Origin of the sequence: Brucella sp. MAB-22, assembly GCF_025908475.1 — a bacterium.
In the GTDB taxonomy this organism is placed as follows: Bacteria; Pseudomonadota; Alphaproteobacteria; order Rhizobiales; family Rhizobiaceae; genus Brucella; species Brucella anthropi.
In genome coordinates this window covers 1,347,219-1,362,793 of the sequence record NZ_CP109782.1, presented here as the reverse complement: position 1 = coordinate 1,362,793, position 15,575 = coordinate 1,347,219, and the positions used below count along the sequence as shown (strand labels likewise).

Sequence of the window (15,575 nt, the reverse complement as noted above, 5' to 3'; positions counted from 1 at the left end):
AATAACGCATTAACTACATTATTTAATAGGCAATTAAGTCTGCTCGACTACTGTTAGTTGCATGAGAGATCAGCAATCCACGCGAAGCAAGAAAACCCGGCGCATTCTCGAACCGGCTGTAAGGAGCGGCATTCTTGCTGCGCCTTTGATACTGATGCTAGCGATCGTCGTCATCTTGTCTGGAGCAGAGCCTAAACTCTCTGCGATGATAGATCAAACCTTCACCGGTTCGATAAGCCCCATCATAAAGTAATGCTCATTAGCCTTGAAGAAGACGCCTGAAGTCCTACTCTTTTAGGATAGCTAAAGGAGATAACCATGCGTCTTGCTGTTACGACTTTGTTTCTTGGTCTGTCTGTTGCTGCGGCCTATGCCGCTCCACCACCGGAAGGCACCAAGCTTTCGGAAATAATCGCGAAAATCGAACAGAGCGCGGATACTGCTTTCATTGATGAAGTCGACTGGAATGATCGTGGTTATTACGAGATCGAATATGTCACCAAGGCTGGCGCCAAGGTGGAGGTGAAGGTCGATCCAAAAACCGGAGAAAATGTTCGCTAGTCTCTGACACTTGTGCGAGCGATTGTGTTGGAGCGGGTAGCGGGAATCGAACCCGCGCGTTCAGCTTGGGAAGCTGACAGGCTACCATTACATCATACCCGCAAACTGTAATGTATTTCAGTCGATTAGCGACAAATTCGACGAGGCCGCTTTAGAAAGTTTTACAGTTGGTTTTGCCAAGCTATGTTCTCTTTCTGGTCTCGTCAAACTGTTTTGTCGACAGGTCGGCCTTTTCACTACATGCGGTCTCATGACCTCACGAAACACTACAGTACCGTGACAAATTTTTCATGAACCGTTCCATTGATATCCAGGATTGAGAGGCCATCTGCAGGTAACGCTCCCAACCATGCAGCCAGATTCGCAGGCTGTTGCAGATGACAGGAAGTCCATGGGTAAGACCACAAAGCGTCGAGCACTACTTATCGTAAACCCACATGCCCGGAATGGCAGGGGATACGGCGCGGATATTCGTGCAGCATTGGAACGCGGTGGCCTCCAGCTCATAGAACGAAATCCGCAGGACGATGAAACAATTTCAGATGTGATCCTTCGTGAAAGAGATTGCGATCTGGTTATTGTCGGTGGTGGCGACGGTTCGCTGAACGCTGCGGCCAAAGGATTGATGGAAACCGGATTGCCGCTTGCAATCCTTCCGCTGGGAACCGCAAACGATTTTGCCCGAACCATTGGCATTCCTGCCGATCCAGTTGAGGCAGCGCGTCGCCTTGCATCCTACGAGGTGCAGCCCATCGATCTGGGTGAGGTGAACGGTCACCTTTATTTCAATGTCGCAAGTATCGGTTTCAGCGCTGAATTGGCGCAGCAACTGAGTTCCGCGGCGAAGAAGAAATGGGGGAAGCTCGGTTATGCGATTGTCGCAGCGCGCATCCTCATGCGCTCCGAGCTTTTCACAGTCTATCTGGAGCATGACGGAATGACGGAAAAAATCCGTACGTTGCAGGTTTCTGTCGGGAATGGAAAATTCTACGGCGGCGGTATGGCTGTCGAAAAGGATGCGACAGTGGATGACGGTAAGCTGGATTTCTATAGTCTGGAAGTCGATCACTGGTGGAAACTTTTGCGCCTGCTTCCAAGCCTGCGTCGTGGCACCCATTCCAAATGGGATGATGTGCGGGCTTTTCCGACGACCGAAGTTATTGTGCGTACCAAGAAGCCGCGTGCCGTAAACACAGATGGTGAACTGTCAACCTGGACACCTGCCCATTTTCGTCTGCTGCGCAAAGCAATCAATGTTTACATGCCAGATTCAAAATTGAGGCCGTGATGTTGATCACGCAAAAAAAGACCCGCCTTGTTGGAGCGGGCCTAATCCATGACGTTAGGTGACTGGCTCGGAGGTCATAAGAGCCGTATGAATAACGATTGAAGGGTCTGAACGTTCCACATTTAAAAGAAAAAATACCAGATAAGCAGCACGACAACGAGTGGAACCCCCATCAGCCAAAGGATCATTGCTCTCAACATTTTTGTTCTCCTTCCTGTTGAAAATTCAACGTTTCGAAGGAGCGATTGTTCCACAAGTCACGACATTCATGGCGCGTCCGCGTAGAGCCCGTGCCGTTCAATGCGACTCAAAATACGCGGAATTCCAAAAGCTTTAATGATCCGTCAATGAATCGGTGACATCACTAAATTCTAAAAGGCGCAACCAGCGTTTCCGGTTGTGTTGTTGAGTAACGGGCGTGTGGCGTATGGATTCGAAACGAGGGCTGAAACATTCGGTCAACGGCAAGGCAGTGAAGCTGCGCGATAAGCGCAGTTCTGTCGTTATCTTTTCGTTTATGGCCATTGCTGTTGCCTTGGCGGGTTGTGCATCGGCACCGCAGCCGAAATCGAAGACAAAGCGCTCGAAGGAATATTTCGCCGAATCCAAATATGGTGTGAAAGCCAGCCCACGCGTAGCCTTTTCGAAAGGAAAGCCTCTACCACGTGGTGGCGGGCGCGATCAGACCGGTCAGCCCTACAAGGTCAAAGGTCGCTGGTATTATCCCAAGGAAGACAAGAAATACGTCAAGGTCGGCCATGCCTCCTGGTATGGTGAAGCTTTTCACGGTCGTCTGACTGCCAATGGTGAAGTCTACGACATGACACATTTGACCGCTGCGCATCCAACGATGCCGTTGCCGAGCTATGCCCGCGTGACCAATCTCGCCAATGGCAGTTCGGTGATCGTGCGTGTCAATGACCGTGGTCCATACGAATATGACCGCGTGATCGATCTTTCCCAGAAAGCGGCCGAAATGCTCGACTACCAGTATCACGGTACGGCGAATGTGAAGGTCGAATATGTCGGAAGGGCTCCGTTGAACGGCAATGATGATGCATTTCTGATGGCGTCGTACCGTCCGGCAGGTGGTGATGCGATTGGCCAGCCTGCAACTGGCGTCATGATGGCAATGAACGGGCCGACGCCGACCTCACCGAAGTCACGCGTTCCGATGCCTGTAATGGACGCGGTTCCAGTATCCGCGCCGATACCTGAAAACTCACCTTTTGCTGTCGATCCTGCTTATAGCGATCCGTCGGGTGGAGCAGCTCCAATGTTACCGGTAAATGTACCGGTACCGTCGCAGCGCCCCGGCTCAAGCTTTGGAGTGGCTAATGCTGCCGGTGTCAGCGGTCTCGCGGGCTATGCGTCTGACCGGCTTGCAGCAACAGTCTATGCCGAAGAGCGCGCCTATGGCAGCATCCTGACCAAGGATGCGGTCTCAAGCGCCTGGAAGCGTCGTGAAGCCGAGGAACATGGCGAATATGTTGAGATTGGCACATTCAACACGCTTGAAGAGGCCAAGCAGGTTCAGGCTTCATTGCCAGGCTCAACCAGATTTATGCTCACGAAGATTCCGACCGAAACCAGTGAGTTGTACGAGTTGACAGCCGTGGCCGAGAAGGGTGGAAATGATGCCCTGCTGCGTGCGGCCTGGAAGGTCGGCGCAGAAAATGCGTTTGTGGTGCGTCTCGATTGATCGCTCACGATACGGTGATAAACACTGGCATATTGATTTTGGTCGGATTCGTTGCGTAAGCTCTATCACATTGCTCACGTAACGGGATTTGCATGGGGCTGATTTCAAAAACACTGGTGTTTGCTCGTGCCGTCACTGTCGGCGTTTCGCTGGCTGTTGCCGTGCCGGTTGCTAGCTTGGCGGCACCTGTCGAAGCTGCATTCGTTACAAAAGCTCCGCAGGTCTTGCTCGTCGATGACCGGAGCGGAACTGTGCTTCTCTCCAAAAATGCCAATGTTCCGATTCCTCCTGCGTCTCTTGCCAAGCTGATGACTGCGGAAGTGGTATTCGAAGCGCTCGAACAGGGTGCCACGACACTCGGTACACCATACACAGTCAGCGAAAATGCATGGAGAACCGGAGGTGCACCCTCGGGGACGTCAACGATGTTCGCGCGTATCAAGTCGACGCCGACCGTCGCTGATCTTTTGCAAGGAATGATTGTTCAGTCGGCGAATGACGGAGCTATCGTACTGGCAGAAGGACTGGCAGGCAGCGAGCAGGCTTTCGCAGACCGCATGAATGACCGTGCGAAGGAGCTAGGCTTGACCGGCTCCAAATTCGTAAACTCGACGGGTTTGCCTGCTGAAGGGCAGGTTGTCTCGCTGCAGGATCTGGTCAGATTGGCGCGGCACATACGAACCACCCATCCTGAATACTATAAGTACTATGCTCAGCCGGCCTTCACCTGGAACAACATCATGCAGCGCAACCGCAATCCGTTGTTGCGGCTTGATGTCGGGGCTGACGGCATGGGAACAGGCTTTACGGAAGCATCGGGCTTTGCGCTGGTCGGGTCGGCGGAACAGAACGGTCGCAGGCTTTATCTGGCGATGAGCGGCCTTGCCAGCATCAAGGAGCGTGAAGAAGAAGCAAAGCGTCTCCTGCAATGGGGGATGACGGCATTTGATGATGTGCAGCTTTATCCGGCGGACGAAATCGTGGGTGAGGCGCAAGTTTTCGGTGGTGCGCTCACGCACGTGCCGTTGAAGGTCAAGGATCGCGTCGAGCTGTTGCTGCCCAAGGACGGTCGCGACAAGCTGAAAGCGCGTATTGTCTATAAGGGTCCACTCGATGCACCTGTTGCCGACAACCAGCAGGTCGGTGTTCTTCGGCTGGAGCTTAATGGTAGTATTCTTCGCGATGTTCCTGTTTTTACAGCGCAATCTGTTGAAGAAGGGAGCCTTTCAAAACGCGCATTGGGTGCGGCAATGGAGCTTTCCACTGGCTGGCTACGGAAATATCTTTAACCTGCGCTACGCGTATTCCAGGCTCGACCTGATAGCCAAAGGCCGATAATAACTTTCATAGAAGTCCATTCGGACATCGATTCAAACATTTGGAAGTTGGTTTGTCGGGATTGTTCATCACATTCGAAGGCGGCGAAGGAGCGGGCAAATCAACGCAAATTGCGTTGCTGGCCAAGCATTTGCGGGCAAACGGCTTCGATCCGGTCATCACGCGAGAACCGGGTGGTTCTCCTGGTGCGGAAGCAATTCGCCATGTCATATTGAGCGGCAATGCGGAGAACTACGGCACAGCGATGGAGGCGCTTCTGTTCGCGGCGGCAAGAGCAGACCATGTGGACCAGCTTATCCGCCCGGCGCTGAATGAGGGGCGGGTGGTCCTCTGTGACCGTTTCATCGACTCAAGTCGTGCGTATCAAGGTGTTACCGGCAATCTCGACAGAACCTATATGGCGGCGGTGGAGCGCATTGCGATCGATGGCGCCATGCCTGACATGACGATCATCCTCGATATTCCCGCAGAGAAGGGTTTGTCTCGTGCTGGAAAACGGAGAGGCAGCGAGACGGCGGACCGGTTCGAGAAGGAAGATATTGCTGTGCACGAGGCACGACGGCAAGCCTTTCTCGCAATCGCCGAGGCGGAACCTGAACGCTGCAAGGTGATCGACGCTGATCGCCTGCAAGACCAGATTGCAAGTGATGTCGCAAAAGAGGTTGATAGTGCTTTGAAGGAAAGGGGGTTGTTGTGATTGAGGAACTCGACGTCCCTAAAGCGCACGATTCCATTGAGGGTGTGCCAGAGCCTTCTGCAAGTGATTATGTTGCCGGGCACCGGGAGATTAGTGACTTTTTGGCGCAAGCCTATCGCGAGGGGCGTATGCATCATGCGCTGCTCTTTGAAGGTGCGCAGGGGATCGGCAAGGCAACGCTCGCTTTTCACCTGGCTGGCCATATGCTGGCGCATGGCGACAATAGCGAAGCGCCGGAGCATATTGCTGCTCCGGATTTTGCAAGACCGCTCTGGCGACAGATTGCAGGCGGGATGCATCCCGCTGTCCTGCATATTAATCGCCCATTCGATCAGAAGACCGGGAAATTCAAAACGGGTATTCCCGTGGAGGAAATCCGCCGCGTCACGCATTTTCTGACAAGAACGGCATCGGACCACGCCTGGCGCATCGTTATTGTCGATCCTGCCGATGATATGAACCGCAATGCCGCCAATGCACTTCTGAAAACTCTGGAAGAGCCCCCCGCGCGGGCGCTCTTTATCCTGATTTCCCATTCGGCGGGACGCTTGCTCCCAACAATCCGGTCCCGCTGTCAAAGTATCGGCTTCAAGCCGCTCGAAGATAGTGCGCTGAAGGATGCCCTGGCACATGTCGGTCCCGGTGTCGGAATGCAGGCTGATGCTGTAACGCAAACACTGCTCCGGCGATCGGAAGGCAGTGTGCGTAAGGCACTTCTGCTGGTAGCGAATGGCGGTATCGAAATCTCCGACACTGTCGATTCCCTTCTCGAAGGACAAAATTTCGATTTGCCGAAAGCGCAGGCGCTCGGCGGCATATTGAATGGTCGTGAGTCGGAGGTTCAATATGAGCTGTTCCGTGATCATCTGCTTGGGCAGGTTGCAATCGAAGCTCGTCGTCGTGCGGAGGCAGGGCAACTGCGTGATGCAGATCGCTGGTCGCGTTTCTGGAGCGATCTCGTACGCGAGACCGTGGATGCTGAAACCTACAATCTCGACCGCCGGCAAGCTGTGGTAATCCTTTTGGAAAAAACGCATCGCGCTTTTCGTTCCGGTCAGCCTCCGCTTGCGTGACATGGCCGCTGACATGCGTTATGTCACCGCTGATAATTTTCTCCTCGTGTGTCTGCTAATCATTCAGGCGCGCTTTCAAACTTCGAAAGACCGGGTCCATAATGAGCCGCGAAAAATATTACATCACCACCGCGATTGCTTATCCGAACGGAAAGCCGCACATCGGCCACGCGTATGAATTGATCGCGACCGATGCAATGGCGCGTTTTCAGCGCCTGAACGGCAAGGATGTTTTCTTTCTGACCGGTACGGACGAACACGGCATCAAGATGTTGCAGAGCGCGCGCAAGGAAGGCATTACGCCGCGCGAGCTCGCAGATCGCAATACGGCTGCGTTCCGCCAGATGGCGGATGTGCTGAACAGCTCGAATGACGACTATATTCGCACCTCGGAAGAGCGCCATTACAAGGCGAGTCAGGCTATCTGGAAAGCGATGGCTGGCAATGGCGATATCTACAAGGGTGGATATGCCGGCTGGTATTCCGTGCGTGACGAAGCCTATTACGGCGAAGAGGAAACGGAAGTCCGCGAGGATGGTGTGCGCTACGGTCCGCAAGGGACTCCTGTCGAATGGGTTGAGGAAGAAAGCTATTTCTTCCGTCTCTCAGCCTATCAGGACAAATTGCTCGATCTTTACGAGAAGAATCCGGGCTTCATCATGCCTGCGGAGCGCCGCAACGAGATTGTGAGCTTCGTCAAGTCGGGTCTGAAGGACCTGTCGATTTCGCGTACGACATTCGATTGGGGCATTCCGGTGCCGGGTGACGAGAAACACGTCATGTATGTCTGGGTCGATGCCCTGACCAATTACATTACTGCTCTTGGCTATCCTGATACTTCGGATGAAAAGTGGGGTTATTGGCCTGCCGATGCACATATCATCGGCAAGGATATCTCGCGCTTTCACGCCGTCTATTGGCCCGCATTCCTGATGTCGGCTGGTATTCCGCTGCCGAAGCGGGTTTTCGCACATGGCTTCCTGTTCAACCGTGGCGAGAAAATGTCGAAGTCCCTCGGCAATGTGATCGATCCCTTCGGTCTCGTTGAACGTTATGGGCTCGATCAGCTGCGCTATTTCCTGATGCGTGAAGTACCATTCGGTCAGGATGGCAGCTACAGTCATGACGCCATCGTCAACCGCACCAATGCCGATCTGGCCAATGATCTCGGTAATCTGGCGCAGCGTTCGCTGTCGATGATCGCCAAGAATTGCGAAGGTAAGGTTCCGGTTCCGGGTGAATTCTCCGACGCGGATAAAGCAATTCTCGATCAGGCCGATGCGGCGCTGGAAACGGCGCGTAAAGCTATGGACGACCAAGCGCTGCATCTGGCGCTCGGCGCGATCTTCGCCGTTGTCGCGGAAGCCAATCGTTATTTTGCGGGGCAGGAACCTTGGGCGCTGCGCAAGACCGATCCGGCGCGCATGGGTACTGTCCTTTATGTGACAGCCGAAGTGATCCGGCGCGTTGGCATCATGGTGCAGCCGTTCATTCCGCAGTCGGCAGAAAAGCTTCTCGACATACTGGCAATTCCTGCCGACAAGCGTCAGTTCTCTGACGTTACGGCAAGCCAGCTTGTCGGGGGTGCCGATCTGCCAGCCCCGCAGCCGGTATTTCCGCGCTATGTGGAAACAGAAGAACAGAACTGAGTTCGATGATGCTTGTCGACAGTCATTGTCACCTCGACTTTGCCGACTTTGAACCGGAGCGCGATGATATCGTTCAGCGCGCTCTGGATGCCAGAGTTAGGCGCATGGTGACGATTTCCACACGGGTCAAGAAATTCGATACGATCCGCGCGATCGCGGAAACCTATGACTCCGTTTATTGCTCGGTCGGTACCCACCCGAACAACGCGCATGAAGAACTCGACATTACGGCTGATGATCTCGTGCGTCTCTCGGAACATCCGAAGGTTGTCGCCATAGGCGAGGCGGGTCTCGATTATCACTACGACTATGCCCCACCGGAAGCGCAGCGCCAAGGTTTCCTCGTACACATTGAGGCGGCGCGTCGGACTCAGTTGCCGTTAGTCATTCATGCCCGCAGTGCGGATGAGGATATGGCCGAGATACTGGAGCGTGAGACGGAGAAGGGCGCTTTTCCGTTTATCTTGCACTGCTTCTCTTCCGGTCGTGCTCTGGCTGAAAAGGGCATCGCGCTCGGCGGTTATGTTTCTTTCTCAGGGATTCTGACTTTCAAGAACTCACCGGAGATTCGCGAAATAGCGACCATCGTTCCGCGTGACCGCCTGCTGGTGGAAACGGATGCGCCGTTCCTTGCTCCGTTGCCGCATCGCGGCAAGCGCAACGAACCGTCTTTCGTGCAGCATACGGCGGCCGTGCTGGCTGAGACGATTGGCGTGAGCAATGACGAAGTCGCGCGTATCACGAGCGACAACGTGTTCAGGCTGTTTTCCAAGATGCCTCGGCCTACACTGGCACTGTAAGGGGGAAGATTGAGCGTGAATCCCCCAAAAAATTGCCTGCGTTTCACGGTTCTGGGCTGTGGTTCGTCGCCCGGCGTGCCGCGTATCAATGGCGATTGGGGCAGTTGCGATCCCAATAATCCGAGAAACAAACGTCGTCGCGCATCGCTATTGGTCGAGCGATTTGACGATACAGGTAACAGCACGACAGTTGTGATCGATACCGGGCCGGATTTCCGTGCTCAGATGATTGATGCAGGCGCACACAGCCTCGATGCGGCTGTTTATACACATCCGCATGCTGACCATATTCACGGTGTCGACGATCTTCGCACATATGTCGTTGAAAATCGTCGTCTCATGGATGTCTATGCCAATCGATTGACGCGGAACCGGCTCTTCGAGGCATTTGGTTATTGTTTCGAAACACCTGCCGGATCGAGCTACCCGCCGATCCTCAGCATGCACGACATTGCTCCGGAGACGCCATTTTCCATATCGGGAGCGGGTGGCCCAATCCGCTTCGAGCCGTTTAGTCAGGTGCACGGCGATATTGAATCGCTCGGCTTTCGTATCGGATCTGTTGTTTATTGCACCGATGTGAGCGCTTTCCCTGAGCAAAGCCTTAAGCATTTGGGCGGGGCCGACGTGCTTATCATAGATGCGCTGCAATATCGCCCACATCCAAGCCATTTCTCGCTTGGTGAAGCGCTGGAATGGATCGAGAAGCTGGCGCCCAAGCGCGCCATTCTCACGCATATGCACGTTCCACTCGATTACGAGACAGTCATGCGTGAGACACCGGGTAATGTCGAACCGGGATATGATGGGCTCCGCTTCGAGGTACCGTTTTAGATTTTAGGCCATGAAGAAAAAAGCCCGCGATGAGATCATCGCGGGCTTTTCATTTGAAAGCTCTATGTTTTAGCCCACTGCGCCCTTGGACGGAAACGGCATCACATTGCTACCCTCGACAGCTTTGGGCGCTTTGTCCTCCAGCATGAGGCCGCCAGCACGAAGAAGGTCGGTGAAGCGACCGCCGCGTGCGGCCAGTTCATCGAAGCTGCCGCTTTCGACCAGGTGGCCCTTGTCCATGAAAAGGACCAGATCGGCGGAGCGGACTGTCGAAAGACGGTGAGCAATGATGAAGGTCGTGCGGTTGTGGCTGAGATCGTCAACCGCCTGCTTCACCTTCTCTTCGGTTTCAACGTCAAGCGCACTGGTGGCTTCGTCCAGAACGAGGATCGGCGAATCCTTCAGGATTGCGCGCGCAATAGCAAGGCGCTGACGTTCACCGCCCGAAAGCTGTGAGCCGCGTTCACCGACAACCGTATCGTAGCCATCGCTCTTGGCCAGAATGAAGTCGTGGGCTGCTGCGGCACGTGCTGCAGCATGCACTTCCTCATGCGTGGCACTTTCTCGACCCACACGAATATTCTCCTCGACCGATCGATTGAACAGGCCTGCATCCTGAAAGACGGTTGCGATGGCGTGACGCAGCGAACGACGGCTGACGGTACGCGTATCTGTTCCGTCGATCGTGATGCGGCCGGCTGCCGGATCAAAAACGCGCTGCAACAGATTGATGAGCGTCGTCTTGCCTGCACCGGTTGGGCCGACGATGGCCACCGTCTGTCCCGGCTTGATTTCAAACGATACATCATAAACGCCCTGGCCGGAGTTCGGAAACTCGAAGGTTACATTGTCGAAAATGATGTCGCCCTTGACGTCGTTCAGGTCTGAGACGCTCTGGGGCTCCTGACGATCAGCCGTGGCATCTTCCATCTGGAAGAATTCTTCAAGCTTGGCGCGTGCCGTAACGGTCTGGTTGATGAAGGCGCTGATCTGGTCGAGACGACCGATCATCAGCTGTGCAAAGCCGATAAAGGCAATTACATCGCCGACGCGCATCTGGCCCTTGGTGACAAAGTAAGCGCCGAGAACGAGAACAACCACCATCGAGAAGGTCGATGCCATGCGGTTCAGGCCGCTGGCCAGCGCCCACCAATTGAGAACAGGAAACTGTACCTTCTCCAGGTTCTTGGCATAATCACGCAGAGATTGGGTTTCCGACGCAATGCGGTTATAGCTCTGCACAACCGAGACGTTGCTGATCGTATCGCTCACATGTTCGAACAGCTTGTGGTGATGCTTTTCGACAGCGGTCTGGCCATCCTTGGTCTTGCGCATGACGAGCTGGCCAATCATCACATAGATGACACCAAGCACGATGAGCACCAGCGACATGCGCATATCCATGCTCATTGCGACCGGAATGAGCGTTGCCAGAGCAACCACGGTCGTCAGATGCTGGCGCATGAATTCGAGCCAGAGCGTGAAAAGCGAGTCTGTTGCGCGGATCAGCGTGTGGAGTGCGTTGGATGTACCGCGCTTCTGGTGCCACGAAAGCGGCATAGTGATGAGACGCTCATAAGAATCGATCATCACGCCCAGACGACGGCGGTGTGCGAGACGGTCGGCTCCGCGCGCCACGAAGACTGCAGCAACAATGTTGAAGCCGCCAAGCGCAGCCCACATCGCAAGAGGCGAGAAAATATCGCCCTTATCGGAGATAGCCTGAATGACCCGACCGAACAGAATAGGTTCGGCAAGTGTGACCAGGGCAACCAGCACGCTGGCGACACACATGGTAATCGTTGCAGTCTTTTCGACCGCAAGGTATTCCATGGCTCGCCAGTAGATTTTGAGCAATGACACTTTCGCACTCCCGCTCGTTCTATTTCACGGGACTAAATGGTATAGCCCCTTTGTTCTATCAATATCTGATGGCGACAAGAAGTGGCGATTGGGTGTCAAGATCGACCATAAATTAAAAACGTGTGTAACCGAGTGTGAAGATTCAGTAGTCAGAATGGAATTCTTTAGGGATTGCTGGACCAGTTTCTGCTAAAGCAGCCAAATTGCAGTTTTCAGGAATTCCGCCTAGCAATCGTCGGAACTCGCGTCTATTGACAGGACTTAATGACCGGCGCGCGCGTACGCACCGCAATAGCAAGAGTTGATCGGGTTTCTCCATGGCAGGCGTTGAACAGAAGATTGTGGATACAGGCGAGGCGGGCATGCGGCTCGACCGCTGGTTCAAGGTCCATTATCCGGGGTTGGGTTTCGGCCATCTGCAGAAGCTTCTGCGGTCGGGGCAAGTTCGTATCGACGGCTCAAGGGCCAAGGCAGATACGCGTATTCAGGCCGGACAGACTGTTCGTATTCCACCTCTTGGCGTCGATGAAAAGGCCGTCGGCCCGGTCACGGCGCGGACAATCCGCAGCCAGCAGGACGGCGACGTGCTTTCGCAGATGCTTCTCTATGAAGACCCGAAAGTGTACGTTTTCAACAAGCCTGCAGGTCTCGCCGTGCAGGGCGGTTCAGGCGTATCGCGTCATGTTGATGGAATGCTGGAGGCATGGCGCAACAAGAAGGGCGAAAAACCGCGTCTTGTGCATCGTATCGACCGTGACACATCGGGCGTGCTTGTCGTTGCTCGTACGCGGGGCGCAGCGCAGGCGTTGACCACCGCCTTCCGTGAACGCGACACTAAAAAGACCTATTGGGCTTTGGTCAAAGGCGTTCCACGCAAGCGCGAGGACAAGATTTCAACCTGGCTGGTCAGGGAACAGACACCGGATGGTGACAAGATGCGTGTTTGCCAGCATGGCGAGCCGGATTCCGATCACGCTGTCTCGTATTACCGCATCATCGAGAAGGCAGGGAACAATCTGACCTGGCTGGAGATGGAGCCTTATACCGGTAGAACCCATCAGCTGCGTGTGCATGCGGCTTATATCGGTCATCCTATCATCGGTGATCCAAAGTATTTTGAAGCTGACCAGAATTGGGAGTTTCCGGGCGGTATACAAAAACGTCTGCATCTTCATGCGCGCCGTATTCGTATTCCAAATCCGTCGGGCGGTACTATCGATGTGACCGCGCCACTGCCGCCGCATATGGTTCAGTCGTGGAACCTGCTCGGCTTTGATGAGGAAAGTGCGGAAGATTAAAAATGTCAGGCGGAGCGGGGGGATCGTCCGAGGGGCGAGTTTCGTTCGATGGGCTGGCCATCATGCTGGTCATGTTCATCATGTTCAGCTGGGGGCTCAATCAGGTTGCCATCAAGATCGGCAATCGAGGGTTCAATCCCATGCTGATGGCGGCGGGGCGTGCTGCGCTCGGTGGCCTGTGCGTTTTTCTCTGGTGTTACTGGCGCCGTATTCCGCTTTTCAAGCGTGATGGCACGCTCTGGGCCGGAATTGCCGCCGGGCTGTTGTTCGGAAGTGAATTCGTTCTGATTTTTCTGGCGATGGAGCTGACGAGCGTTGGGCGTGTCACACTCATGATGAACGTCATGCCGTTCTGGGTCGCTATTGGCAGTCATTTCCTTCTCGGCGAGCGGATGTCTGTCCGGGCCTTCGTTGGCATGTGTATCGCCTTTCTGGGTGTGTTTCTGGTCTTCTCCGATCATGTCAGCCGACCGGGGCCGCACGCCATCTATGGCGATATGCTTGCGCTCGTGTCAGGTGTGCTGTGGGGACTTACCACGCTGGTTATCAAGCGAACCCGGCTTGCCCATACGGCTCCAGAAAAGACGCTTCTCTACCAGCTGGTGGTCGCGACACTGGTGCCGCTGCCATTCATCGCGTTGAGCGGCCCATTGCTTCGTAGCCCGGATGCCTTGTCCATATCGGCGTTTCTCTTTCAGGCGATATTCGTGGTGGCTTTCACCTATCCGCTCTGGTTCTGGATGGTGCGCCGTTATCCGGCATCGAAACTTTCTAATTTCGCCTTTCTCACGCCCGCTTTCGGCGTGTTATTGAGCGGTCTGATCCTGAATGAGCCCCTGAGCTGGAAAATATTCGCGGCTCTTGCGCTGATTGGTTGCGGACTGATGATTATCAACAAGCCGGCAAAGGTCACCAACGCCCGATGAAACTGGTCCTTTTCGATTGCGACGGTACGCTGGTCGACAGCGGTGACTTCATTCACAGATGCATGGCTACGAGCTTTGCAGATGCCGGTCTGGAACCTCCCGCAATCGAGGAAACGCATTCGATCATCGGCCTGTCGCTGCATCTGGCTATTGCTAAGATTCTGGATCGCGAGCCGGATGAGCAGGTGCATTGGTTGACGCAACGCTACAAGGAAAACTTTGTGATGTTGCGACAGGCGCCCGATTTCACGGAGCCGCTCTACGATGGAATTCTGCCGCTTCTGACGGAGCTAGGGGCGAGGGACGATCTTCTGCTTGGCATAGTGACCGGAAAATCCCAGCGCGGTGTTCGCTCTGTTTTCGAACGTCATGGCATCGGGCATCATTTCGTGGTGACGCGTACTGCTGACGATTGCCCGTCGAAACCACACCCGGCCATGGTGCTTGAATCCTGCGCGGAAATGGGGATAGAACCCAGCCAGACAATTGTTATCGGCGATGCTGTTTATGATATGCAGATGGCACGCGCGGCGGCGGCTATGGCGGTGGGCGTCTCCTGGGGGTATCATAACCGGCAGGGACTGATTGAATCTGGCGCCCATCACATTCTGGAAGCGCCATCTGAACTCCATGCATTGCTGCAAGGTATGGACGAACAGGTTCTCTAGTTGTTGAGCCTTCCACCAAGTCAGCGACACAGAACTGGACAAATCTATGCGTGATATTTTGAGTGATCTTGAGGCAGGAAAGCAGCTTTCGGACGAAAACCCGATCGTGCGGGCACAAAAGCAGATGCTGGCGCAACTGCCTAAACGCTTCTACGAAAAGGCAGAAGTGGCGGAAGTTGAAGGCGGTTTTACCGTCCATCTGGATGGTCGCCCTGTCAAGACGCCGGCTCGCAATCTGCTGCTGTTGCCGACCAAGGCGGCGGCCCAGATTGTAGCGGACGAATTCACCGCTCAGGAAAAGGTTATCGACCCGGGGAAAATGCCTGCGACCCGTCTCGTCAACACGGCGATTGATGGGATTGCGCAGGATCCGCAGGCAGTTTTCGAGGACATTTTGCGTTTCGCAGGCACGGATATGCTTTGCTATCGCGCCGATAGTCCGCAGGAACTCGTTTCCCGGCAGACCGAGCAATGGGATCCGCTGATCGATTGGATGGAAGGCCTTGGCGCACGTTTTTCACTTGCTGAAGGTGTGATGCACATTGAACAGCCTCGGGAAGCCATCGCGGCATTCGGTGTTCATCTGGCAGGTTTCAAAGACCCAATCGCGCTGGCGTCACTGCATACAATGACGACGCTGACCGGATCAGCGATTATTGCACTTGCTATCGCGAAGGGCGAAATAACTGCAGAGCAAGGCTGGAATCTGGCTCATATTGATGAGGACTGGACCACCGAGCATTGGGGATCGGACGCGGAAGCCGCGGAGCGACGCAAGAACCGCGAAATTGAAATGATGATGGCGGCTCGTGTGCTCAAAGCACTTTAAATATTAGAATTATCGCATTGATCTAATAAAGAAACCCCGGCATTGCCGG

General features: G+C 54.5%; 14 protein-coding genes and 1 tRNA gene. 13 read left to right on the top strand and 2 right to left on the bottom strand.

All coding sequences use genetic code 11. The features are described from left to right. Nucleotides 1-318 precede the first annotated feature (318 nt). On the top strand, nucleotides 319-561 hold the full coding sequence (locus tag OHI65_RS16095; protein WP_012091983.1) for a PepSY domain-containing protein: 243 nt from the start codon (nucleotides 319-321) through the stop codon (nucleotides 559-561). 28 nt (nucleotides 562-589) lie between these two features. Here the strand turns inward: OHI65_RS16095 and OHI65_RS16090 are convergent. Then, nucleotides 590-663, bottom strand: a tRNA-Gly gene (locus OHI65_RS16090). A 289-nt stretch (nucleotides 664-952) separates the two neighbouring features. On the opposite strand from OHI65_RS16090, the gene OHI65_RS16085 reads away from it, so the two are divergent. The 8 genes from OHI65_RS16085 (at nucleotide 953) to OHI65_RS16050 (ending at nucleotide 9,942) form a co-directional block, all read left to right on the top strand. Next, the gene (locus OHI65_RS16085; protein WP_029376096.1) at nucleotides 953-1,849 is read left to right on the top strand and encodes a lipid kinase; all 897 of its coding nucleotides are present in this window, start codon (nucleotides 953-955) and stop codon (nucleotides 1,847-1,849) included. A gap of 427 nt (nucleotides 1,850-2,276) precedes the next feature. Beyond that, entirely contained in the window at nucleotides 2,277-3,551 is a 1,275-nt protein-coding gene (locus tag OHI65_RS16080) for a septal ring lytic transglycosylase RlpA family protein (protein ID WP_125300217.1), read from the top strand. A 92-nt stretch (nucleotides 3,552-3,643) separates the two neighbouring features. Beyond that, a complete protein-coding gene (locus OHI65_RS16075) occupies nucleotides 3,644-4,840 on the top strand; it encodes a D-alanyl-D-alanine carboxypeptidase family protein (RefSeq protein WP_125300218.1) in 1,197 nt (398 codons plus the stop codon). A 101-nt stretch (nucleotides 4,841-4,941) separates the two neighbouring features. Next, nucleotides 4,942-5,586, top strand: coding sequence for a dTMP kinase (gene tmk, locus OHI65_RS16070; protein ID WP_125300219.1), 645 nt, complete (start codon nucleotides 4,942-4,944; stop codon nucleotides 5,584-5,586). After that, on the top strand, nucleotides 5,583-6,659 hold the full coding sequence (locus tag OHI65_RS16065) for a DNA polymerase III subunit delta' (RefSeq protein ID WP_125300220.1): 1,077 nt from the start codon (nucleotides 5,583-5,585) through the stop codon (nucleotides 6,657-6,659). The genes tmk and OHI65_RS16065 overlap by 4 nt, the downstream gene beginning before the upstream one ends. A gap of 101 nt (nucleotides 6,660-6,760) precedes the next feature. Then, nucleotides 6,761-8,308, top strand: coding sequence for a methionine--tRNA ligase (gene metG / locus OHI65_RS16060; protein ID WP_012091989.1), 1,548 nt, complete (start codon nucleotides 6,761-6,763; stop codon nucleotides 8,306-8,308). A gap of 8 nt (nucleotides 8,309-8,316) precedes the next feature. Beyond that, entirely contained in the window at nucleotides 8,317-9,108 is a 792-nt protein-coding gene (locus tag OHI65_RS16055; RefSeq protein WP_040130126.1) for a TatD family hydrolase, read from the top strand. A 15-nt stretch (nucleotides 9,109-9,123) separates the two neighbouring features. After that, on the top strand, nucleotides 9,124-9,942 hold the full coding sequence (locus OHI65_RS16050) for an MBL fold metallo-hydrolase (RefSeq protein ID WP_125300221.1): 819 nt from the start codon (nucleotides 9,124-9,126) through the stop codon (nucleotides 9,940-9,942). Between the two features lie 69 nt (nucleotides 9,943-10,011). Here OHI65_RS16050 and OHI65_RS16045 read toward each other — a convergent pair whose 3' ends face one another. Further along, nucleotides 10,012-11,805, bottom strand: a complete 1,794-nt coding sequence (locus OHI65_RS16045) for a glucan ABC transporter ATP-binding protein/ permease (RefSeq protein WP_010660029.1) — start codon at nucleotides 11,803-11,805, stop codon at nucleotides 10,012-10,014. A 317-nt stretch (nucleotides 11,806-12,122) separates the two neighbouring features. Here OHI65_RS16045 and OHI65_RS16040 point away from each other — a divergent pair, with 317 nt between their 5' ends. From OHI65_RS16040 to OHI65_RS16025, 4 genes are read left to right on the top strand one after another with little or no spacing between them, the layout of a single operon-like run. Then, on the top strand, nucleotides 12,123-13,103 hold the full coding sequence (locus tag OHI65_RS16040; protein WP_010660030.1) for an RluA family pseudouridine synthase: 981 nt from the start codon (nucleotides 12,123-12,125) through the stop codon (nucleotides 13,101-13,103). 2 nt (nucleotides 13,104-13,105) lie between these two features. Next, the gene (locus OHI65_RS16035) at nucleotides 13,106-14,029 is read left to right on the top strand and encodes a DMT family transporter (RefSeq protein ID WP_012091993.1); all 924 of its coding nucleotides are present in this window, start codon (nucleotides 13,106-13,108) and stop codon (nucleotides 14,027-14,029) included. Beyond that, nucleotides 14,026-14,697 (top strand): HAD-IA family hydrolase, encoded by a 672-nt coding sequence (locus tag OHI65_RS16030; RefSeq protein ID WP_012091994.1) that lies wholly within the window; start codon nucleotides 14,026-14,028, stop codon nucleotides 14,695-14,697. Before OHI65_RS16035 ends, OHI65_RS16030 begins: the two co-directional genes overlap by 4 nt. Before the next feature lie 46 nt (nucleotides 14,698-14,743). Continuing rightward, complete coding sequence (locus tag OHI65_RS16025; RefSeq protein WP_125300222.1) at nucleotides 14,744-15,526, top strand: ATP12 family chaperone protein; 783 nt, start codon at nucleotides 14,744-14,746, stop codon at nucleotides 15,524-15,526. Nucleotides 15,527-15,575: the final 49 nt, after the last annotated feature.